The organism is Pseudomonas sp. TE3911 (assembly GCF_054062775.1).
The window spans coordinates 1,274,551-1,296,598 of sequence record NZ_JBSSFP010000001.1 but is presented as its reverse complement, the minus strand read 5'-3'; the positions used below and the strand labels follow the sequence as shown (position 1 = coordinate 1,296,598).

15 protein-coding genes are annotated in these 22,048 nt (G+C 61.7%); 8 read left to right on the top strand and 7 right to left on the bottom strand.

Translation table 11 applies throughout. The features are described 5' to 3' along the window. The first annotated feature begins 2 nt into the window (after positions 1-2). The 4 genes from ACVWXD_RS06015 to ACVWXD_RS06000 all read left to right on the top strand — a co-directional run bounded on the left by ACVWXD_RS06015 (position 3) and on the right by ACVWXD_RS06000 (position 3,548). A complete protein-coding gene (locus ACVWXD_RS06015) occupies positions 3-752 on the top strand; it encodes an alpha/beta fold hydrolase (RefSeq protein ID WP_457370780.1) in 750 nt (249 codons plus the stop codon). An 81-nt stretch (positions 753-833) separates the two neighbouring features. Next, complete coding sequence (locus ACVWXD_RS06010; RefSeq protein ID WP_260367807.1) at positions 834-1,697, top strand: LysR family transcriptional regulator; 864 nt, start codon at positions 834-836, stop codon at positions 1,695-1,697. Positions 1,698-1,773: 76 nt separating this feature from the next. Then, positions 1,774-2,451: a sterol desaturase family protein gene (locus tag ACVWXD_RS06005; protein WP_122680579.1), complete on the top strand. Its 678-nt coding sequence runs from the start codon at positions 1,774-1,776 to the stop codon at positions 2,449-2,451. Beyond that, positions 2,448-3,548, top strand: a complete 1,101-nt coding sequence (locus tag ACVWXD_RS06000; protein WP_457370779.1) for an SMP-30/gluconolactonase/LRE family protein — start codon at positions 2,448-2,450, stop codon at positions 3,546-3,548. The genes ACVWXD_RS06005 and ACVWXD_RS06000 overlap by 4 nt, the downstream gene beginning before the upstream one ends. Positions 3,549-3,865: 317 nt before the next feature. Here ACVWXD_RS06000 and ACVWXD_RS05995 read toward each other — a convergent pair whose 3' ends face one another. The 6 genes from ACVWXD_RS05995 to ACVWXD_RS05970 form a co-directional block, all read right to left on the bottom strand. Next, positions 3,866-4,246, bottom strand: coding sequence for a hypothetical protein (locus ACVWXD_RS05995; RefSeq protein WP_032888179.1), 381 nt, complete (start codon positions 4,244-4,246; stop codon positions 3,866-3,868). 206 nt (positions 4,247-4,452) lie between these two features. Beyond that, entirely contained in the window at positions 4,453-4,833 is a 381-nt protein-coding gene (locus ACVWXD_RS05990) for a hypothetical protein (RefSeq protein ID WP_181643878.1), read from the bottom strand. Between the two features lie 2 nt (positions 4,834-4,835). Beyond that, positions 4,836-5,831 carry a hypothetical protein gene (locus ACVWXD_RS05985; protein ID WP_260367808.1) on the bottom strand — a complete coding sequence of 332 codons (996 nt, stop codon included), beginning with the start codon at positions 5,829-5,831 and terminating at the stop codon, positions 4,836-4,838. Between the two features lie 137 nt (positions 5,832-5,968). Continuing rightward, complete coding sequence (locus ACVWXD_RS05980) at positions 5,969-7,030, bottom strand: lipocalin-like domain-containing protein (protein ID WP_260367809.1); 1,062 nt, start codon at positions 7,028-7,030, stop codon at positions 5,969-5,971. Next, positions 7,020-9,482: an ABC transporter permease gene (locus ACVWXD_RS05975; RefSeq protein WP_181640604.1), complete on the bottom strand. Its 2,463-nt coding sequence runs from the start codon at positions 9,480-9,482 to the stop codon at positions 7,020-7,022. The genes ACVWXD_RS05980 and ACVWXD_RS05975 overlap by 11 nt, the downstream gene beginning before the upstream one ends. Before the next feature lies 1 nt (position 9,483). Next, positions 9,484-10,152 (bottom strand): ABC transporter ATP-binding protein, encoded by a 669-nt coding sequence (locus tag ACVWXD_RS05970; RefSeq protein WP_032887293.1) that lies wholly within the window; start codon positions 10,150-10,152, stop codon positions 9,484-9,486. Between the two features lie 269 nt (positions 10,153-10,421). On the opposite strand from ACVWXD_RS05970, the gene pmrG reads away from it, so the two are divergent. After that, the gene (gene pmrG, locus ACVWXD_RS05965) at positions 10,422-11,102 is read left to right on the top strand and encodes a lipopolysaccharide core heptose(II)-phosphate phosphatase PmrG (RefSeq protein WP_032887292.1); all 681 of its coding nucleotides are present in this window, start codon (positions 10,422-10,424) and stop codon (positions 11,100-11,102) included. Positions 11,103-11,274: 172 nt separating this feature from the next. Then, complete coding sequence (gene arnT / locus ACVWXD_RS05960; RefSeq protein WP_122756821.1) at positions 11,275-12,939, top strand: lipid IV(A) 4-amino-4-deoxy-L-arabinosyltransferase; 1,665 nt, start codon at positions 11,275-11,277, stop codon at positions 12,937-12,939. Between the two features lie 12 nt (positions 12,940-12,951). Here the strand turns inward: arnT and ACVWXD_RS05955 are convergent, their stop codons facing one another. Beyond that, positions 12,952-19,215, bottom strand: a complete 6,264-nt coding sequence (locus ACVWXD_RS05955; protein WP_457370778.1) for an amino acid adenylation domain-containing protein — start codon at positions 19,213-19,215, stop codon at positions 12,952-12,954. Between the two features lie 488 nt (positions 19,216-19,703). Here ACVWXD_RS05955 and ACVWXD_RS05950 point away from each other — a divergent pair, with 488 nt between their 5' ends. Further along, a complete protein-coding gene (locus ACVWXD_RS05950; protein ID WP_032887288.1) occupies positions 19,704-20,498 on the top strand; it encodes a helix-turn-helix transcriptional regulator in 795 nt (264 codons plus the stop codon). Then, positions 20,498-21,916 carry an AdeC/AdeK/OprM family multidrug efflux complex outer membrane factor gene (gene adeC / locus ACVWXD_RS05945; RefSeq protein WP_032887287.1) on the top strand — a complete coding sequence of 473 codons (1,419 nt, stop codon included), beginning with the start codon at positions 20,498-20,500 and terminating at the stop codon, positions 21,914-21,916. The genes ACVWXD_RS05950 and adeC overlap by 1 nt, the downstream gene beginning before the upstream one ends. Positions 21,917-22,048: the final 132 nt, after the last annotated feature.

The window sequence follows — 22,048 nt, the reverse complement described above, 5'->3', positions numbered from 1 at the left end:
TGATGAATGTTGCAAAACACCTCGCATGCGGCTGTCTCTGGCTGATCACTCATCTTGTCCAGGCGGAGTCACTGATCAAACCCACCGCCATCGATTGGCTGCTCGATTGCACCCTCCCCACAGACGAACAGATGGCACCTGAGGTGCTGGCGCGCACCCAGTGCGGCGTCGTGACAGTACCGCGTAACCACGCGGCCCCCGGGGAAGGCACTCAACGCCTGTACCTAACCCGTGTCGGCGCCCGTGAGCCACTGAGTCGTGAAGGTGTGGTATTCGTCCAACCCGGTGACACACTGCAGGAAAACAGCGCAAGTACGTTCAGCATTCACCTCGTCAGCCGTTGGGAGACCTACTACACACAGGCCTACCGCACTCTGCTCAACCGCTACGATGTGATTGAACTCAGCCCTCGCGAACTCACTCAGGCCCATGACGTCGAACAGGCAGTTCAGGACATGGAGTATGTACGCGCACAACTGGGCGACCCACGATTGCATTTTTTGGGTAACGGCCACGCAACCCGCCTGGGCAGCCGTTACGCGGTGCAGTTTCCCGAACGCGTCGCACGCATGGTGCTGGTCAACGCTGAACAGGGCACGGCAGACGCCTTTCAAGTCACACACCTGCGCCTCAGGGAGCCCGCCAAACCGGACGGCGGAGGGTGTATCAGCCGATGGGTGGGCGATTTCCTGGCCCTTGGCAAACAGCCGCCGCCCTCCACTCGCTGTCTTGACGGGCATACCTTGGAGTAGGTCCACCGTTGAATTGCATTCCACGCCCCCCTCTTCAGTGATCAGTTCTACAATGCCCCCCATTCATCCCCAGGGGTTTTCATGGACATCGAACTGGCACGCACCTTCCTCGAAATCACCCGCTGCGGCAGCCTCGCGGCGGCGGCCGAGAAACTGCACGTCACCCAGACCGCCATCACCGCACGGGTCAAAAGCCTGGAACGCCAACTGGGCAGTACGCTGTTCATCCGCAACCGCGCGGGTGCACGCCTGACCGCTGACGGCGAGGCCTTCGTGGTGTACGCCAACCAGTTGCTGCAAACCTGGGAGGCCGCGCGCCGCGACCTGCCGTTGCCCGATGGCTATCGCAATGTGCTGCATATCGGCGGAGAGGTCAGCCTGTGCAACCCGCTGATGCTCGGCTGGGCCCAGGCGCTGCGCGAGCATATTCCCGGCCACGCATTGCGCACCGAAGTGCGTGAAGGCGAATACCTGTTGCGCCAACTGGAACTGGGAGTGCTCGACGCTGCGTTGGTGTTCCAGCCGCAGTACTGGCCGGGGTTGCAGGTGGAGCAGGTGCTGGAAGAAAAGCTGATCCTGGTGCAATTGGTCAGCAAGCCGGCGCCGTACGTCTACATCGACTGGGGCCCGGGCTTTCGCCAGCAACATGACGCGGCCCTGCCCGACAAGGCCCGCGCTGCGGTGAGCTTCAACCTGGGGCCTTTGGCCTTGCAGTACATCCTCGAAAACGGCGGCGCCGGGTATTTCCGCACGCGGGTGGTGCAAAGCTACCTGGACAGCGGTGTGATGCAGCGTGTGGCCAAGGCGCCGGAGTTCAGTTTCCCAACCTACCTGGTGTATTCGCGGGCACGGGATTCGGCGGTGTTGCAGCAGGCCCTTGAGTTACTGCGCGACGTGGTCAAGGCCGAAGGTGACTGGTCGCAACGCTGGGATCCGCTGATGTGAAATGGACTATGGACTCGCACAATCGCGAAGGCGGACTAAGCTCAGTCACCACCCAAAAATAATATGAGTCCCGACCATGCCCGACGCTACCGAGGCTTTCCGTGCCCGCTACCGCGCCGCGGTTTCCGCTCGCTACAACCCCTGGCTTCATGGTTTTTTTGTACTGGGTTACGGCATCGCCTGCATCACCCTGGCCTGGTCCAGCACTGAGCAGATCACAGCGCTGCAATGGCTGACCGTGCCGTTGACCCTGCTGTTCTTCAACCTCTGCATCTACCTCGTGCACCGCCACCTCGGCCATCACAAACACGCCTTCGCGCGCTTGTTTTACGCACGCCATACCGGCGACCACCACAGTTTTTTCACCCCTGGCCACATGACTTACGACAGCCCACGGGACTGGCGGGTGATCCTGTTCCCGGCCTGGTTGATCGTGCTGCACAGCCTGGCCATCACGCTCCCCGCCTGGTGGCTGCTCAAGCAACTGAGCCCCAACGTTGCTGGGCTATTTGCCGGGTGCATGCTCCTGGGCTACCTGTTCTACGAAGTGTTCCACGCCTGCGAGCACCTGCCTGCGGAGCATCCGGTGGCGCGCCTGCCGTGGATTCGCCAGATGCACCGGCTGCATGCCCTGCACCATCGTCGCGAGCTGATGCAGGGGCGCAATTTCAATATCGTCCTTCCCCTGATGGATTACCTGTTCGGCACCCTGCACTGGGAGCCGAACCCCAACGACAACCAGGAATCGTCATGAGTACCCGTCCAAAAAAACTGCGCCATCTGCTATTTGTGTTGCTGCTGGCGGTGGTCGCCTTTCTGCTGCTGATGCCCACCAAGGTACAACCGGTGAACTGGTCACCGCCCAAAGCGCCATCGATGAAGGATGGGCCTTTCGCCGAAAACCAGCGACTCAAGGCTGTACAGAAAATCGGCGCCCAGGACATCGCCGGACCGGAGGCGTTGCTGTTGGATGCACAGGGTTTGCTCATCAGCGGCCTGCATGACGGGCGCATCATCCGCACATCGCCCGACAGTCAAAGCCTGGAAGTACTGGCCAATACGGGCGGTCGCCCACTGGGCCTGGCGATGCACCCGGATGGGCGCTTGATCATTGCCGATGGGGTGAAAGGTCTGCTCGCGCTGGACTCGAACCGCCAACTCACTTCCCTGAGCACCAGCGCCAATGGCCTGCCCTTCGGTTTTACCAATGACGTCATCGTGGACGCCAACGGCCGCTATGGGTATTTCAGCGATGCGTCGAGCCGCTGGGGTTATGGGCAAGACGGCGAAGCGGTGATCGAACATGGCGGCGATGGGCGATTGCTGCGTTACGACTTCAGCAACGGCAACACCGAGGTGTTGCTCGACCAGTTGCAATTCGCCAACGGCGTAGCCCTGGGCCCGGACGAAAGCTACGTACTGGTGAATGAAACTGGCGCCTACCGCATCAGCCGTTACTGGCTCAAAGGCGAACGTGCTGGCAGCCACGACCTGTTTATCGACAACCTGCCCGGCCTGCCGGACAACCTGAGCTTCAACGGCAAGGACCGTTTCTGGGTAGCGCTCTACTCACCGCGCAACCCGTTGCTGGACAGCTTCGCCGGCTACCCGCTGCTGCGCAAAGTGATGGTGCGCGCACTGACGGTGGTGCCCAAGCCCATCGAGCGCAAAGCGTTTGTGTTGGGGTTGGATACCAACGGCAAGGTCATCGCCAACTTACAGGATGGCAGCGCGGGCAACTACTCACCGATTACCACGGCGCGGGAGTATGGCGACTGGTTGTACCTGGGCTCGCTGACGAACACGAGCATGGCGCGCGTGCCGTTGCAACTGGCGTTAAAGCCGGAGTGAAGAGAGGGTCAGTTTGGTCCGGACGGGGCGCCTGAGATCAAAATCAAAAGCAGAGAACAAGCCTAAGCCAGCCGGAGGTCTATCTGATGCATGAAGATCAAATGTGGGAGTGGGCTTGCCCTCGATGAGGGAGTGTCAGTTGATACATCTATGACTGACCCACTGCCACTGGGGTCAGGCCCTATCGCACATCTGGTCTGAGTTCACTAAAAAATCGATCGACTCTAAGGCTGCCGCGCTTCTGCCTTTAATCTGAAGTCGCCCGGTCAACCACGTAGGCCGACAGCTATGTATGCGGTCAAGCTGCCCAATGAGATTCAGTCAATCGGGATGTCGCACCAGCTTCGCCAAACGGCCCAGACGACTGCGGCAATAGTCCAAACATAACCAAGACGATACGGCCACAATGCCCAACGTTTAAGCGCTAAAGGAACAGATGCCAGTTCGGCCTCAGTCACAAGGCCTGCTTTCAGGAAGGCCTTGGGCATCGACAGAATGTCGACCATCAACCCCATGCGATGATACCGGTCGATTCGCTGATTTCTTTTCCAAAAACGCTTATGTCTACGAACCTTTTCATTTTCACTGAAGTAACTTTCCAGCTCGTCGAGCTTCGTATATTCGGCAAACAGTACCAATCCTAAGAAAACAAACGTCCCGACAAACCAGACAACGGTATAGACCAGAAAAAAATCCATGGCTAAGCCCCCTCTGGCTGGAATATCAAGTCACCATCGACCTCTATAGTGTTTTAAAAAAAGAACAGGACGCTTCCCCTATAGCCAAGTGCACCAATAACCTCAACTGATAGCCCAAATCATCGCGAGACGGTATGGCCATACGGCCCAACGCTTAAGTGCCAAGGGAGTGAATGCAGGAGCAGTTTGGTCGCACCCTTTAAGTTTCAGTCAATCGGGATGTCGCACCATCTTCGCCAAACGACCCAGACGACTGTGGCAATAGTCCAAATTAAGCCGAGATAATAGGGCCACAACACCCAACGCCTGAGTGTTAACGGAACAGACGCCAGTTCGGCCTCGGTCACCACACCTGCTTTCACATGACGCGCTGAGTCTGACAGGTACTCAAACATCAACAACATGCGGTATTGCCTGTCGATCCACTGGTTTCGTCTCCAGAATCGCCTATTGTCGCGGACTCTTTCGTTCTGACTGAAATAACTCTCCACCTTGTCCAGTTTTGTGTATTCGGCAAACAGCATCAGCCCCAAAACGACAAACATCCCAACAAAATGCACAAGGGTAAAGGCAAGAAAAAACGACACGATTAAGCTCCCTGTGGCTCGAAGATCAACTCACCATTAACCTCTAGAATCTTTCCACCCAGTAACGCACCTTCATCACCTAGAACAGAGCCTCCCGCGTGCCCCCCCGCAGCGCCTCCGATAACTGCGCACACAAGCGCACCTTGTGACTTCAGGGAAATGCCCAAAAATATGTGACACGCACGATGAGCGATGGCAGCGCCATACTTTCCCCCGACAGCCGCCCCCGAAACCGCCCCCACCAACCTCCCCGTCTCCACATACTTCGCCCTCCGACACTGCGCCTCCCGCCCCGTCACACACGCCTCCTTGATCTCCAATCCCGCCACGCCCACGTCCAGCGCCAACCCCACATACGTGCCTTTGCCCAACCACTTTGACATCTGCGCGATCTCCCGAATCCGCTGCGCGTACCCGGCGATCTCACCCTTCTTCAGATAGCTTTTCGTGGAAATCCCCAGCAGCTTCTTCAACCCCTGATTGCCCTGCAAACCCGTGCCATAGCGCGCCGCGCCTTGCAATTGGGTGTCCAACAGCGACAACAACACCTGGCGCTGGCGAAAAAATGCCTGCCGGTCCAACCCACCGTCCCGAAAGCGCTGATGCAACCGCTCAATGTTCTCCAGCGTATGCGCCACCTCGTCCAGATGCCGCGACCACGCCGACGTCACGCTGCCCACCCCGATCGAGCTGTACGCGAGAAAGCTCTGCAGCAAGTCATAGTTATTGATCACCGCCGTTCCGACTGACGCGTCTTGCGCCAACTGCCGGTGAATTTCTTCCGCCCGGCGCATCAACCAGGCCTCCTCCAACGAACACGTCACGCTGTAGGCATCGGGAATAATCACCATCTGACCCGGCGTCACCAGCCCATGGCGCAGGTGCCGATTCAACACATCAAAATGATCAGAACGCTGCCGGCTCGGAGCACTACCCATCAAGCGGGATTTCACACTCGGATAGTCCATCGTGCGGTCGTTGAGATAGCTCTGCGCCATGCCTTACATCCGGGATGCAATGAAGATGGCGTCGAAATATAAGCAAGCAGATACACCCCGGACACAACCCGAGGAAGGCTGAATAACATTTGGGAAGTTACCTACGTCAACGCGGACATGCCCTTACGGAAGTACCCTCAATACCCGGTCATTTCCAGGTAGCCCACGCCCCCGTCAAACCTCACCGGCCCCTCCCAATACGGAATGCTCAGGTTCATCCAGGCGTTCGGGTTGACGGCTTCAGTGGTGATATCCAGCTGTTTGCCAGGTATTTTCAGCGACCAGCGCGTCGGCAGGTTGCGCCCATCGATGGCCGTGGTTTCCAGCGGTGTCAGCTGGATGTCAGCGTTATGCAAGGTCTCTGTACGTCCCTGGGCGTCGATCCAGGTGCCGGTGAGATAACCGCCGCCGTCCTTCTGGCGTACGCGAAACAGCATCAGTTGCGCGCCCCGGTCGAGGTGCAGGGAGAACCAGTCCCAACCGGTCTGGCTGGCGCTCAGTGGTTGGCTGCTCCATTCGCGGTCGAGCCACGCCGGGCCAGTGACTTGATAGGTTGTGCCATCGATGCTGACGCTGCCATTGGCGGTGAAGAACGGCTGACTGTAGTAATACGACGCCTGGCCCTGGTCGGATTTACGGCTGTAGCCGTTGTCACCTTGCAACACCAATGGACGGCTGGAGGTCAGCCGCAAGTCGTAGGCGAAGTGCTCTGCGCTGGCCTTGAGTTGCATATCCGCCAATGCACTAACCGCGCCAGGACAGCTGGCAAAGTTCCAATCGTCAATCCACGCATTGAACGGCGCTGCCTGGGCACCGGCCTGGCCAATGCCGCCACGGGCCAGCCGTTCGGCGGCGTAATGGCGGTTGGCGGAGGTGACGGCGGCATGGCCGAGCCACACCGTCGAATCCCGCCAGCCGGCCTGGGTCGGCCCGGCTTTCAAGGCGTTGCGAAATAGCGTCCATTGCACGCCAAACACATTGCCTTGGGCGTCCTTCAGATTGGCGGTGACGTACCACCACTCGATGCGAAAGCCGTCATGGGGGCCATGGTCCTCGGGAAAGCTGAACACCTTGCCGGGCAGCACTTGGGCAAAGTCCGCCGCATCGCTGCCCAGGCCTGCAAAGCTCTCTTGGGGCGCGGGGGCTTTGTCACAAGCCGCCAGCAGCAATAACGCGCACATCAACGCCTTAATCTTCATGGGCAAAGGTCCTCAGCAAATCCGCCGGACGGCTGCGGTACAGCTGCCACAACGGCCAGGCCGATGCCAACAATGTGGCGAGCATCGCCAGCCCAAGCAATTGTGCGAGCTGCCACGGGAACACCTGCAGCGGCAGCCGCCAACCAAAGGCCTGCACGTTGATCACCGCGTCCAGGCACCATGCCAACAACACCCCCAGCGGCAACGCCAACATCAGGGTGAGCACCGCCAGCAGCCAGGTCTGGCCCAGGTTCAGCAACATCAATTGTCGACGTGTCACGCCCAGCGCCCACAGCGGTGCGAGTTGGCCGAGGCGGCTCTGGCTCTGGGTCAGCAGGCTAATGAACAGCGCTACGCCAGCCACGCCCAAGGTCAGGCTGTTGAGGGCCGCAGTCGCGGCGAAGGTGCGTTCGAACACCTGGCTCGACCAGCCCTTGAGTTGCTGTTGATCGACGATGCGGCTGTCGTCCAGGGCAAATGCGCGCTGCACTTCTCGCACCAGTGGCGCTACATCAGACGGCGCGACGCGCAGGTTGAAGCGCGCGGGTGAGAGCGTCGGCCAGTGCGCCAGCAGGTGTTCGGAATTGACCAGGATATGCCCCTTGGGATTGCCGTAATCCGCGTAAATCCCCACCACCTTGGGTGACCAGACGCCTTGAGGCGTGGGGATATCAATCGAATCCCCGAGCCTGACTGAAAGCCTGCGCGCCAACTGCTCGCTGAGCATCAAGGTGTCGTCACGCTGCAACCGGTCCCAAGGTGCATCGGCAGCGTCCAACAAGGGCCAGTGCTCGCGATAGGTCGGATCGTCGACCACCCCGAACAGATCCGCTGGCCAGCCCTGCACTTGCACGGCGATCTGCCAGGTAGGCAACACCCTCTGCACCAACGGTTGGTGCGCCAGCCAGGTGCTGAGCTGATCCGCCTGGGCCGGGGTTTGCGGGTTGAGGTACAGCTCGGCAGTGAGGCGTTGTTCCAGCCAATGATTGAAGGTGTGGCGAAAGCCCGAGGTCATGGAGCCCGCGCCGATATTCGCGGCCAGGGCCAGTAGCAGCGCCATCAGTGCCAGGCTCAAAGCCGGCAGTTGTTGGCGGCAATCGGCAAGAAACCACTGGCCAAGCACTGAACGGCTGCGCCCCAACACGGCCTTGAGCAGCCCGTTGAGCAATACCGGCAAGCCCAAGGCCGCGCCGAGCAGTAAGGTCGCCATCAATACAAACCCCGCCGCCAAGCTGTCGCCCAGCCAAAGCGCCAACAGCGCGATCAGCAATGCCGTTCCGGCGACCCAGCCCTGACGCCGTAACCAGCGACCATGGGCCTCGTGCCAGGCCTGGGCGTTGGCCAGCGCCAGCAACGGCAAGCGCGCCGCCCGCCACACGCTGCTGGCACCGGCCAGTAAGGCACCCAACAGGCTCAAGCCCAACCCCGCCAGCCACCACCATGGACTCAGGCTCAACTGTCCCGGTACTTCGGCGCCATACAAGCCGCGCAGGCTGGCAGCCACATCCGGCAACAGCAGGCTGGCCAGAAGGTATCCGCTGGCGACGCCGAGCACGCCGCCCAGCAGCGACAGCGCGCCCAATTCCACCCCAAGCCCGAGGATCAACAAACGCGCACTGACCCCACAGGCACGCAAGGTGCGCAGCAGTCCGCGGCGTTGCTCCAGGGCCAGGCCGATGGCGGCGTGCACAATAAACAGCCCCACCACAAAGGACAGGAAGCCCAGCGCATCAAGGTTCAGGTGGAAACTTTCGGTGAGGCGCGCCAAGTTGCTGTCCTCGCCCTGCCTGAGTTGCAGCCCTGCGGGAGGCGTGGGATGGCTGGCGGCGAAGGCCTTGTCCAGCAGCAGCCGCGACAGCTGCCCAGGCATCTCAAGCAAAGGTTGAGCAAAGCCGATATCGGTCAGTAACAGCCCGGGCGCCATGTCCGGCTGGGCTTGCAGCGGCGGCAGACGTTGCCCGTTCAGCGCCAGGGGTTGCTGCCCTTCGTGCAGCCCCAGGGCCTGCAAGGTTTGCGGCGCGATCCAGGTACGCCCCGGAGGGTCAAAGAAGGCGAGCATCTGCGCCTGACTCAAGCGCTGCCCCGCTACCGCGCCGCTGCCGGGCAACGACAGCGGGTCGAGGCCCATCAATTGCAGGCGCACGTCCTCATGCCCCTTGAGCTGCAACCGCCCCTGCACCACCGGCGACACCGGCCAACCCGCGCGGCGCAGTTCGGCAAACAGCGTTTGCGGGAAACTGGCAGCGTCCGGCGCACTGAGACTGGCTTGGGGTTCGCCGCCGATCAACTGGCTGGCGCGGGCATAGCTGTCGCGCGCCTGACTGTTGAGGGCCTGCACGCCGGTCAAGAGTGCGGTGGCCAGCCACAAGCCGGTGAGCACACTGAAAAACTGCACCGGGTGGCGCCGCCAATGGCTGAGCAACGCGCGCAGTGTCCAATAAAACACCGCCATTTCAGCGAGCATCCGCAGGCAGGACGCGGCCGTGATGCAACACCACCTGCTGGTCCAGCCGTGCGGCGATACGGGGGCTGTGGGTGACCATCAACAAGCTGGTGGGGCTGTCGCGCAACAAGTCCAGCATCAGTTGCAACACCTCGTCGCTGGTGGCTTCGTCGAGGTTGCCGGTGGGTTCGTCAGCCAACAGCAAGCCCGGCCGCGACGCCAAGGCCCGCCCTACCGCGACCCGCTGTTGCTGGCCGCCCGAGAGCTGTTCCGGATAGCGCTTGAGCAAGTCGCCCAGGCCCAGGCGTTCCACCAACTGCGCCTGCCAGAGCGGATCAAAGCGCCCCGCCAGCCGGGCCTGGAACGCCAGGTTGTCGTCGACGCGCAAACTGCCAATGAGGTTGAACTGCTGGAACACCAGGCCAATTTCAGTGCGCCGCCAGTGAGCCAGTTGCGCCTCGCTCATCTGGTCGAGGCGCTGCTCACCCACTTGGATACTGCCGCGATCCAACCGATCAAGCCCCGCCACCAAGTGCAACAAGGTGCTTTTTCCACTGCCCGACTCGCCCATCAACGCCAGGCTGCTGCGTGCGGCCAGGTGCAAATCCACACCTGCCAACACCGCCAACGGGCCTTGAGGGGTGGCATAGCTTTTGAAGACACCTTGCGCCTGCAGCATGGGAGCACTCGATTGATGGGCGGCCATCGAGAATAACGGCTGCGCCTTGGGGCCACGCAAATTTTTCACATGGATTTCACCGGATGCCCACTCGCCCACCTCTAAATTGCCGGTTATGCGTCACGCGTCGACCACTTATTAAGTTGCCACGCCTGATAACTTTTAACCGCCCCATGTTCAGCGAAAAGACAGCAGCCCTGTGACAGCCTCCTGTTTCACTGCGGCTATTCGCCAACACGTTGCGCCTAACTAATACAACATTGCCAACAATGTCCAAGGTGAATGAAGTGGTAGACATTACCCTGACCAAACCGCGCTCGCCCCGGACTTTTTTCAAGCGCCTGCAACGGCTGTATCCAGGCATTGCCGTGATCACCGTGCTGCTCGCTTGCAGCCTGTTCTGGCCGGCCTCGCCACGGGACCTTGGCGTGGGCAACAGTCTGTTGACCTCACAGGTTATGCCGCTGTGGCGTGACGGCGACGTGATCGTGCTGGTGCGTCATGAAGAGCGCTGCGACCGTTCTACCAATCCGTGCCTGGGGCCAGTTGAAGGCCTGACGATCAACGGCAGCGAACACGCCGAAAACCTCGGCAACGCCTTTAAATCATTGGGCATGGAAGGCAGCGACGTACTCGCCAGCCCGGCCATCCGTACCGCCCAGACCTTGCGCTTTATGTTCGGTAAAAACGAGCTGACCTCCGGCCAGCAGGCCGTCTGCGGCGCCGCCATGGGTGAAGAACTGCTCAGCCACAAACAGCCGGGACGTAACCTGGTATTTGTGACGCACAGTGGCTGCATCGCCGACTTCGAAAAAACCCAGGGCTTCCCCCATGCGGCATTCCCCGAGTACGGCAGCGCCCTGTTCGTGCAAGTGTTGCCCAACGGTAAATTCAAGACCCTGGGCATCATGAACAATCCGGACTGGCCGGCTGCGCTCAAACACCTCTAACTCATTGCCTGTGTTCAGCAACAAGACAGCCCTGTTCTGGCATGTTTAGTTGCGCCTTTTAATTAAGCACCCCCCTGACTCTCTCCTGTTACTTAGTGACCGCAGTGACTGTTTGCACGATGAGCTTATTACTTAAAAACCCTGGCCTTAAACGTCAAGGAGCGACGTTTTCATGACGCGTTTAAATCCGCTGTACCTATTGTTACTCGCCTTCGCCGCGTTCTATTTATTGCCATTGGGCCTGCACGGCCTGTGGATCCCGGATGAAACCCGCTACGCCCAGATCAGCCAGGAAATGCTGCAGACCGGTAATTGGGTGGCGCCACACTTCATGGGCATCCGCTATTTCGAAAAACCCGCCGCCGGTTATTGGCTGATTGCCCTGGGCCAAGCGGTGTTTGGCCAGAACCTGTTCGGTGCACGCATCGCCTCGGCCCTCACCAGCGGCTTGAGCGTGCTGCTCGCCTACCTCATCGCGCGTCGCCTGTGGAGCGATCCGCGCAAAAGCTTCGCCTGCGCGCTGCTGTACCTGAGTTTTGGCCTCGTGGCGGGGCAAGCGGGGTATTCCAACCTCGATCCGCAGTTTACGTTGTGGGTCAACCTAAGCCTGGTGGCGCTATGGTTCGCCCTCGACAGCCGCACGTCGCGCGGTCGACTGGGAGCCTGGACGCTATTGGGGTTTGCCTGTGCCATGGGTTTTATGACCAAGGGCTTCCTGGCGTGGGCGCTGCCGGTCTTGATTGCCGTGCCGTACGTGCTCTGGCAGCGGCGCCTGGGTCAGCTGCTGCGGTATGGCCCGCTGGCGATTGGCGTCGCAGTGCTGGTGTGCTTGCCCTGGGTCCTGGCGATCCACAACCAGGAACCGGATTTCTGGCGCTTCTTTTTCTGGAATGAACACATCCGCCGATTCAGCGCCGACGACGCGCAACACGTACGGCCCTGGTGGTTCTTCCTGCCAATCATCGCCGTGTCCTGCCTGCCCTGGGCCGGCCTACTCCCCAGCACCCTGCGCCAGGCCTGGCAGCAAAAACGCGAGCCAGCCATCGGTTTCCTGACCCTATGGCTGCTGTTGCCCCTGGGCTTTTTCAGCTTGAGCAACGGCAAGCTGCCGACCTACATCATGCCGTGCCTGTTGCCCCTGGCGTTGCTGATGGGCCACACCTTGAGCGACCTGCTGCGCAACGGCCGCGCCCGCCAGATCAGCCGCAATGGCCTGCTCAACTTCGTGATCGGCATGGCGGCCATGATCGGCCTGATCTACCTGCAAATCGCCAAGCCCTTGTACAGCAACAGCCATGCCGAAATGTTCAGCCTGTCCCTGGCCTTTATCGTGTTGCTGGTGTGGATCCTCACTAACCTGCTGCAAGCCTTTCGTCCGCTCACGCTGTGGGCCATGCCGGCCTTGGGCATCGGCGTGCTGGTGATCCTCCTGCCGGCGAGCATGCCGGCGCAGATCGCCGATAACGAAATGCCCGACCAGTTCGTGCTGGAACACCTGGACGAGTTGCAACATACCCATGCCCTGTTGAGCAACGAACTGGGCAGTGCCAGCGCCTTGGCCTGGCGCTTGCAACGCGCCGATGTGGCGCTGTATGACACCGAGGGCGAGTTGCGCTACGGCTTGCAGTTCGCAGATTCAGGCACGCGAAAAATCGAGTTGGATCAGGTACAGGCCTGGCTGAACGACGCGCGCCAACACGGCTCGGTGGGCGTGCTGATGCGCGTCAACAGCACCAGTGAAATGCGCGAGGCCGGGCAACTGCCGCTTGGAGGCAAGCGTTATTCCAAGGGGTACCTGGAACTGATCCTGTATCCGCAGTTGCCTGCTCCACATTGACTGCTTTCATATTCAGATCCGCCGCCGACGATTGAGCTGCGGAATCGCCGTCTGCGGCACCTCCACCTTCACCACCTGCGCCACCGTGCACGCAGCCAACTGCGCCAGCGTCGGCTGGCTGAACAACGTCCGCGCATCCACCTCCAACCCCGCTTTGCGCAGGCGCGCCACCAGGTTCACGGCCAATAACGAATGCCCGCCCAGTTCGAAGAAGTGGTCGTGGCGCCCTACCCGCTCCAGCTTGAGCACCTGCGCCCAGATCCCGGCCATCAAGGTTTCCACTTCGCCCTGGGGCGCTTCATAGGCGCGGCTGAGGACCGCCTCCAACCCCGGTTCTGGCAGGGCCTTGCGGTCGAGTTTGCCGGCGGGGTTGAGCGGTAGTTCATCAAGCTGTACGAAGGCCGACGGCACCATGTATTCCGGCAACTGCGCCAGCACATGGGTGCGTAAGTCTTCCAGGCTCGGCGCCGGGCCGCGCACGGTGAAGTAGGCAAGCAGACGCTCATCACGAATCAACACCGCCACCTCACGCAGCGCCGGATGTGCCAGCAGGCACGATTCGATTTCCCCCAGTTCCAAACGGACGCCGCGCAGCTTGACCTGGAAGTCGTTACGCCCGAGGAATTCCAGGTTGCCGTCCGGCAGGTAGCGCACCAGGTCGCCGGTGCGGTACAGCCGATCCCCTTGTACAAACGGGCTGTCGATAAAGCGCTCGGCCGTCATTTGCTCCAACCCCAGATACCCACGGGCCACGCCGACACCGCCGATATGCAACTGGCCGCTGACGCCCATGGGCACCGGCGCGTCGTGTTCGTCCAGCACGTACAGGCGCGTGTTGTTGATCGCCCGGCCGATGGGCAATTGCAGCGCGGGCACCGGCGCGCCGGGCTCCAGGGTCCAGGCGCTGCTGTCTACGGTGGCTTCGGTGGGGCCATAGACGTTGTGCAGGCGCACCTTGGGCAAGCGCGCCTGCACGCCACGGGCCAGGGCTTCGGTGAGCTCGCCGCCGCCACACAGCACATCGGTGAGGCTGGTGCACAGGGCGGATTCTTCCAACTCAAGGAACTGCTGCAACATCGCCGGTACGAATTTGATCACGGTGATCTGTTGCTCGCGAATCACTTGCGCCAGGTAGGCCGGCTCACGATGACCATCGGGCCGCGCCAGGACCAATCGCATGCCATTGGCCAGCGGCCAGAACAGCTCCCAGACCGATCCGTCGAAGCTGAACGGCGCCCGCTGCAACAGCGCTCCGCCCTCGGCGTTAGGGCACAGTTGCGAGCCCCAGTGCATCAGGTTGCCCAGGCCGCGATGTTCGATCATCACGCCTTTGGGCGTGCCGGTGGAGCCGGAGGTGTACATCACGTAGGCCAGGTTGGCGACGCTCAGCCCCGGCACCGATGGGTTGCCCTCCGGCGCGTGGCTCCAGGCACAGTGGTCAAAGTCGATCACCGGGATGGCGACTTCACCCGGCAAGTCGCGGGTGGCCGCGTGCACCAGCAGCGCCACCGGTTGGCTGTCCTGGAGCATATAGGCCAGGCGTTCGCGGGGGTAACCGGGGTCCAGCGGCACATAGGCGCCACCGGCCTTGAGGATGGCGAGCAACCCCACCACCAGGTCCAGGCCGCGCTCGACGCACAGCGCCACGCGGGAATCCAGCTGCACGCCACGCTCGCGCAGGTAAAAAGCCAGCCGGTTGGCGCGCTCGTTGAGTTCGCGATACGTCAGTTGCTGCTCGCCGGCCTGCACCGCCACCGCGTGCGGAATGTGGCGGGCGTGGGCTTCGAACAGCGCCTGGACGGTAAGGGTTTCGGGGTAGTCGGTTGCGGTGGCGTTGAAGTCCAACAGCAGTGTCTGCACTTCACGGGCGGGCAGCACCTGCACGTCCCGCAACGGTGCTTGCGGTGTATTTTCCAATGCATCCGCCAGGTTGATCAGCGTCGTTTCCAGATAGTCCAGGATTCGCTCGGCGCCGACCTTGCGCGGTGCCTTGGCCTTGAGATGAAAACCGCTGGCGGTGTCGTCCACGCTGAGCATCAGCGGGTAGCTGAGGATGTCTTCGGCGCTGACCAAAGCGATGCCCGGCACCAGGACGAGGTCGCGCTCGGCATCGGTATGACGGTAATTGAGCAGGCTGTTGAACAGCGGCGTCGCGCTGCTGCAACGCTGGGCCAAGGCCAGCGAAGCTTGCTCATGGGCGAGCAAGGCGCTGAGTTGGCGATGGGTGTCGCGCAATGCGTCCGCGACGTTTTGCCCGGCCAGATGCAGACGCAATGGTAGGGTATTGATGAACATGCCCAAGGCCCGGTCGGCGCCCTCGCCTGCCTGCAAACGGCCGAGCAACACGGTGCCGAACACGCCATCATCACGGCCCGCTACACGGCTGAGCACCTGGGCCCAGGCCAGGTGGAACAGGCTGGCAGCACTGACGCCCAAACTACGGGCCTGAGCACGCAAGCGCAGATTGAGGTCATCACTCAGGGCACGCTGGGCTTCTTCGGTGTCGCTACGATTGGCCTGGCGCTCCTGCAGGCCGAAGGCCAACGTAGGCTCGTCCACATCCCCCAGCAGTTCACGAAAGAACGCCTCATGGGCCGCCTGGCGCGCCGGTGAACGAGACTGCGCCACCACCGTGCGATATGGCACCGGCGTCGGCAATTGCGCTTGTTGGCCGAGCAGATGGGCGCGAAGTTCCTGCATCAGAATAGTGGTGGACGTGGCGTCGTTCACCAAATGATGAAAGCGCAATCGGGCGACCCAACCCGCGGGCGCTTCGGCATAGTCCAGCGCCATCAACGGTGCCTGGCGCAAGTCCAAAGGCCTATCACCCTCACGCCACGGTTCAACACGCAAGCGCGCCGCGCGCCACACCACCTGCATCGGCTGCTCCAAGGCTTCCCAGGCCAGGCTGGTGCGCAAAATATCGTGGCGGTCGATCACCTGTTGCAAGGCTTGGGCAAAGGCGTCCAATTGCTCGCGCCGTTCAAAGCTGAACAGCGCCTGTTGCTGGTACGGGTCGTGCTCATCGGTGAGGTGGTGGTAGAGCAAACCTTCCTGCAGCGGCGCCAGGGGGTAGATTTCCTGCACGTTGGCCGCGCCCCCGGGAATAGCCGCGACGATGCCGTCCACGCTGGTTTGATCCAGCTCGGCCAGCGCCAGTAAATCCGAGGTGATGTGGCGGCAGTCAGCAGGGATGCGATTGGCCGGCACTTGCACCTCGCTGCCTTCACTCACCGCCGCCAACGCCGCCAGCGTCGGCTGGCCGAACAGCACTTGCACATCGGCGCGCAAACCAGCCTGGCGCATGCGCTGCACCAATTGCACCGCGAGCAACGAGTGCCCGCCCAGTTCGAAGAAATGGTCGTGACGGCCCACGTGCTGCACCTGCAACAGCTCGGCCCAAAGCTGCGCCAGGACGGTCTCCACACCGGAGCGCGGCGCTTCGAACCGTCGAGTGACGAATGCCGCCTGGGTCGGCGCCGGCAGTGCCTTGCGGTCGAGTTTGCCGTTGGCGGTCAGGGGCCACGCGTCCAAGGGCATGTAGGCCGCTGGCAGCATGTAGTCCGGCAATGAGTTTTGCAGATGGGTGCGCAGGGTTTCGATGTCAACGGCCTGGCATGGGATAAACCAGGCGAGCAATTGCCCGTCGCGAGACTGCACCACGGCTTCCTGGACGTCCGTGTGGGTGGCCACGGCCGATTCGATCTCCCCCAGCTCGATGCGCATGCCACGGATTTTCACCTGGTCGTCATTGCGGCCCAGGTATTCAAGCTGACCGTCGGCCAGCCAGCGCGCAAGATCGCCGGTGCGGTACATCCGGCCCGGCGCAAAGGGGTTGTCGAGAAAGCGTTCGGCACTCAGTTCCGGGCGGTTCAGGTAACCGCGCGCCACGCCTTTACCGCCAACGTACAACTCCCCCGCCACGCCGATGGGCACCGGGCGCTGCTGGTCATCCAACAGGTAAACGGTCGCGTTGGCGACGGGCGCACCGATGTGCAACGGCTGGCCCGCATCGACGCGACCGGAGGTGGCAACCACGGTGGCCTCGGTGGGGCCGTAGTTGTTGATCACGTCAAAGGTTTGTGCGCGTGTGAAGCTGCGTAGGCGATCGCCGCCGATCAGCAAGGTGCGCAGGGTCGGATGCTCCAAACGCTGGCTGAAGGCGTATTCGGCCACGGGGGTCGGCAGGAAGCACACGTCCAACGGCTGCGCGCGCCACCAACCGAGCAGCGCGTCGATGTCTTCCGCACCGTCATGGGCCGGCGGCAGGTGCAACGTGGCCCCCACGCACAACGCCGGCCAGACTTCCCACGCCATCGCGTCAAAACCGAAGCCGGCGACGCTGGCGGTGTGGCTGCCCGCCTGCAGATTAAAGGCCTGGCAGTGCCAGTCCACCAGGTTACAGACGCTGTGGTGTTCGACCATCACGCCCTTGGGCAAGCCGGTGGAGCCGGAGGTGTAGATCACGTAGGCGAGGTTCGACGGTTTGACCGCAACGTGCGGGTTGGCGCCCACCTGCAACGTCGGTCGGTCCAACTCAACCACCGGCAGCGCCAGGGCAGACAGGCGATGCCGCAAATCGTGCTGGGTGAGCACCGCCACCGGCGCGCTGTCTTGCAGCAGATAGCTCAAGCGCTCAGCGGGATGGGCCGGGTCGACCGGCACGTAGCAGGCGCCGGCTTTGAGGATCCCCAGCAGGCCCACCAGCGTGTCCAAACTGCGCCGGGCCAGAACCGCCACGCGATCATCGGGCTGCACGCCCAGCTCAATCAGTTGATGGGCCAATCCATTGGCTTTTTGATTGAGTTGGGCATAGGTCAACTGACGGCCCTGGTAGATCGCGGCCACTGCGTCCGGCGTGCGCACGGCCTGGGCTTCGATGCGTGCGTGCAGGGTGTGCGGCTGCGCAATCGGCTGTGCGGTGGCGTTCCACTCGTGCAGTCGGGCCTGTTCGGCGGGCGTGACCATGGAGAACGCACCGACAGGCAACTCGGTGTTATCCAGCCCTTGCTCCAGCAACCCGGTAAAGCGCTGGGCCAAGGCGAGCACCTCGTCGTGCTGGAAGTACGCCTCGTTGTACACGCAATGCAGCGTCGCGGTGCCCTGGCAGCGGTTGCTGCGCAAGTGGATGGCAATCGGCAGCGGTTCATGGTGGTTGGACACCTTGATCGCGCGGGCCTGGGTGGCGCCGTAGCGCAGTTCATGGTCGTCCTGTTCGAAGGACACCGACAGGTCGAACAGTTGGGCGCGATCCGCACGGCGCAGGCCCAGTTCGCGGTTCATCTCGCTCAACGGAAACCGTTGGTGACGCAAATCCTGCTTGAGCTGGTCGCGCACGCCGCGTACCAAGGCGCCGAACGGCAGTTGTTCATCGAACTGAAAACGCACCGCACTGACTTGGGCAAACAGCCCTACGGTGGCGCGAAAACGCGCGTTGGAGCGGTTGAGAATCGGCAGCCCGACCACCCAATCCGGGCGCTGGGCGGTGCGGGTGAAGTACACATACATCGCCGCCAACAGCACATGAAACGCCGAGGCCTGATAACGGCTGGCCACCTGTTCCATGCGGTCAAGCAAAGCAACCGAAAAGGGTTGCGCCAGGGTGTTGCTGGTCGCGTTGGCGAGGTGCTTGGGCGTGAGCAACGGTTCCGGCAGCACCTGGTATTTGTCCAGCCAGTAGGCGCGGTCGCGGACGAAGCGAGACGAGTTGCGGTAGCGCTGGTCGGCGTCGATAAAGTCGATATAAGACGGTGCCGCCGGCTCCGATGAACGGCCTTGTTCAAGGCCGGTGTAGAGCTGCGCCAGGGATTGCAGCATCTGGCCAAAACCCCAGCCATCAAGGATCACGTGATGGGCCTGGGTGCCGAGGCGGTAGTGGTTGTCGGCGAGTTTGACCAGGAAGAAGTGGAACAGCGGCGCGCCCTCCCTCTGATAAGGCCGCGCCATGTGCGCCTGCATCAAGGCCTGGCTGGCGGCCTGTGGGTCGGGCAATGCGGATAAATCGTACTGCGCCACTTCGGTCAACAACGCGGGGGCGAAGGTTTGTCGAGGCAAGCCGTGGTCGTCACTGTGCAGTTGAGTGCGCAGCGCATCGTGCCGGGCCACCAACTGCTCGACAGCTCGTTGAATCAATTCAGGCACCACCGCACCTTCGAAGTCGACATAACCGCCGATGTTGTACAGCGGCGAATCGCCCATCCGCAGTTGGTCGAGCCAGATGTCCTGTTGGGCCGCGGTGAGGGGAAAACTGGCCGGCAGGCTGGAAAATTGCTGCATAAGATCCTTCTCATGGGTGTCAGGCACTGGCCGCGCAGGGAGCCCCATTACGGCGAAATTGCCGGATTTGAGCATGGGGGGTTGGGGCTGTCTGTCACCCTAAACCCGGACATTTAAATGGATGGATCCCGGTTGACTGAAGGTTCACAGCTGAAACGATTAAAGAGCTGTAGGAAATTGGCTATACGCGGTCGCTACTGATTTTTTACAACCTTATCTCGATAAGTATATTTTCTATTTAAATCAGCAAGTTAAGTTAAATTCAAAAAGACTCAGCCGTTCACTTAGTCGGAAACAGCTCTCAGAAACGTCGAATTAATGACGTGGTTTTTATGGCAGTTTGTGTCCCTCGTTTCCGCTACATACGTAGGAAGAATCCCCTGGCTAAATAAAATCTCGAGTGCCGACTCTCGTTCATGAGGAACGGATCGCCCCCCAGAGGCCCAGGGAGTTCGTTGACGGTTTTCGACATCAAGGATGAGATGGCTATGAGTTTGAAGCGCAGCATGGGTAACACACAGAGCCCGAATTTCTTCGCTGAAATGGGTGAATTGATTGCACACAGCGGCCATGAGGCGTTTGCCGACCATATGCTGCATCTGGTCAGCAAATGGGTGCCGATCCACTTGGTGGACCTCAGTGAGTGGACCCTCGACGAGCTGCGCGATCGCGTGCTCGATATCAAGCTGCTCGGCAGCGCCGGCCAGAAGCAGGACTTGCCGCCGCCCCTGGCGGTGTGCCAGTTGGATGACCACCCGCTGCTACTGCAAATGCTCAGCATGCAGGACCCACTGCTGATCCAGATGAACGCCAGACCCAACAGCGCACACCCGCGCGGCACCTCGCACCAGTGCAACCTCGTGTCACGCCAGGGTAACCGGCGCTGCGTGATTTCGTTCTACCGGCCGCCGACCCAGCGCGGGTTTTCCCTGGCCGAGTTGTCGTTTCTCAAGTGCCTGTCGGACACGCTGCTGCCGCTGATCGAACGCCACGCCCAGATCCTGCGCCAGGCGCCGCACGACCAGTCCGAGCCGGGCCATACACTGCTTGAGCAATCGCAATTGCAGCGTGAGTTCTATAAGCGCCTTTCTCTCGGAGACATCACCCTGTCGGCCCGCGAGCAGGAGGTGTGCCTCGGGCTGTTGACCGGCGGCACCGTGCCGCAGTTGGCGGAAAAACTCAGTGTTAAAAACAGCTCAATCGAGACCTACCTCAAGCGCGCCGCCGCCAAGCTGGGTGTGAGTGGCCGGCATGGTTTGGCCAAATGGATGGTAGGCGCTTGATGAAAAAACTCACCCTCACCGGCATGGTCTTCGTGCTGGGTGGCTGCTCGCTGATCCCCGAGTACCAGCGGCCCGAAGCACCGACGCCTGGCCAGTACCCCCAGAGCGGTGTGTATGCGCTGGCACAGGCCGGCACGCTGACGCCCTCCTCGGACTGGCAGCAGTTGTTCCATGACCCCGCACTGCAACAGCTGATCCGCGAGGCGCTGGTCAATAACCGTGACCTGCGGGTGGCGGCGCTGAACGTCGAGGCCTTCCAGGCGCAGTACCGCATCCAACGGGCCGATCTGTTCCCGGCGGTGTCCGCCACAGGTGCCGGCACCCGTCAGCGTGTGCCTGGGGCTGTGAACGGCACCGGTAAACCGGCGATTACGTCCACCTATTCCGCCACCCTCGGCATCAGCGCTTATGAGCTGGATTTTTTCGGCCGCGTGCGCAGCCTCAGCGAACAGGCGATGCTCACTTACCTGGGCACCGAAGAGGCACGGCGCAGTGCGCAATTGAGCCTGGTGGCCAACGTCGCCAATGCCTACCTCACCTGGCGCGCCGACCAGGAACTGCTGGCCCTGGCCCAGCAAACCTTGGCGGCCAACGACCACAGCCTGCACCTGACCAGCCGCAGCAAATCGGCGGGCAAAGCCTCGGCCCTGGACGTGGTGCAGGCGCGCACCAGCGTCGAAAGCACCCGCGCCAGCGTGGCACGCTATGAGCGCCAGGTTGCGCAAGACCTCAACAACCTGGCCCTGCTGGTCGGCGGCCCGGTGGACCAAACCCTGCCGTCCCGTCCGCTGGCGGATGACCTGGTAGCCCGCGTGCCCGCCGGGCTGCCGTCGGACCTGTTGCAACGCCGCCCGGATATCCTTCAGGCCGAATACCAGTTGCGCGCGGCCAACGCCAATATCGGCGCCGCCCGTGCGGCATTCTTCCCGTCGGTAAGCCTTACGGCCAACGCCGGCAGCACCAGCACCGAACTGTCAGGGCTGTTCAAGGGCGGCTCCGGCAGTTGGACCTTCCAGCCGCAAATCAACCTGCCGATTTTCAACGCCGGCAGCCTGCGCGCCAGCCTCGACTACGCCAAGCTGCAAAAAGACATCGGCGTGGCGCAGTATGAAAAGTCCATCCAGACCGCCTTCCAGGAAGTCGCCGACGGCCTGGCGGCCCGGCAGACCTTTACCGACCAACTCAACGCGCAACGGGACTTCGTCGCCGCCAACCAGGCGTATTACGACTTGGCCCAACACCGCTATCGCAGCGGCGTAGACAGCAACCTGACCTTCCTCGATGCCCAGCGCTCGCTGTTCAGCGCGCAACAGGCATTGATCGTGGACCGGCTGGCGCAGCTGGTGGCGGAGGTGAACCTGTATACCGCGCTGGGCGGTGCATGGGGGGATGGGGCGGTGTTGACGAGCCAGCGCTAGCGGAACTGTCGAGTGAGTGCTGTCGAGCGGGCCTACAGTGGTGAGAAGGCCTACTGTGGTGAGCAGACTTATTGTGGTGGGCAGACTTATTGTGGTGAGCAGGCTTGCCCTGCGCTGGGCTGCGCAGCGGCC

What these genes read in the sequence shown, in the direction of transcription:
- arnT (WP_122756821.1), top strand. Translation starts at nt 11,275, where the DNA reads ATGACGCGTTTAAATCCGCTGTACCTATTGTTACTCGCCTTCGCCGCG.
- ACVWXD_RS05950 (WP_032887288.1), top strand. Translation starts at nt 19,704, where the DNA reads ATGAGTTTGAAGCGCAGCATGGGTAACACACAGAGCCCGAATTTCTTC.
- ACVWXD_RS06005 (WP_122680579.1), top strand. Translation starts at nt 1,774, where the DNA reads ATGCCCGACGCTACCGAGGCTTTCCGTGCCCGCTACCGCGCCGCGGTT.
- ACVWXD_RS06015 (WP_457370780.1), top strand. Translation starts at nt 3, where the DNA reads ATGAATGTTGCAAAACACCTCGCATGCGGCTGTCTCTGGCTGATCACT.
- ACVWXD_RS05995 (WP_032888179.1), bottom strand. Translation starts at nt 4,246, where the DNA reads ATGGATTTTTTTCTGGTCTATACCGTTGTCTGGTTTGTCGGGACGTTT.
- ACVWXD_RS05955 (WP_457370778.1), bottom strand. Translation starts at nt 19,215, where the DNA reads ATGCAGCAATTTTCCAGCCTGCCGGCCAGTTTTCCCCTCACCGCGGCC.
- ACVWXD_RS06010 (WP_260367807.1), top strand. Translation starts at nt 834, where the DNA reads ATGGACATCGAACTGGCACGCACCTTCCTCGAAATCACCCGCTGCGGC.
- pmrG (WP_032887292.1), top strand. Translation starts at nt 10,422, where the DNA reads ATGTCCAAGGTGAATGAAGTGGTAGACATTACCCTGACCAAACCGCGC.
- ACVWXD_RS05975 (WP_181640604.1), bottom strand. Translation starts at nt 9,482, where the DNA reads ATGGCGGTGTTTTATTGGACACTGCGCGCGTTGCTCAGCCATTGGCGG.
- adeC (WP_032887287.1), top strand. Translation starts at nt 20,498, where the DNA reads ATGAAAAAACTCACCCTCACCGGCATGGTCTTCGTGCTGGGTGGCTGC.
- ACVWXD_RS06000 (WP_457370779.1), top strand. Translation starts at nt 2,448, where the DNA reads ATGAGTACCCGTCCAAAAAAACTGCGCCATCTGCTATTTGTGTTGCTG.
- ACVWXD_RS05970 (WP_032887293.1), bottom strand. Translation starts at nt 10,152, where the DNA reads ATGCTGCAGGCGCAAGGTGTCTTCAAAAGCTATGCCACCCCTCAAGGC.
- ACVWXD_RS05980 (WP_260367809.1), bottom strand. Translation starts at nt 7,030, where the DNA reads ATGAAGATTAAGGCGTTGATGTGCGCGTTATTGCTGCTGGCGGCTTGT.
- ACVWXD_RS05985 (WP_260367808.1), bottom strand. Translation starts at nt 5,831, where the DNA reads ATGGCGCAGAGCTATCTCAACGACCGCACGATGGACTATCCGAGTGTG.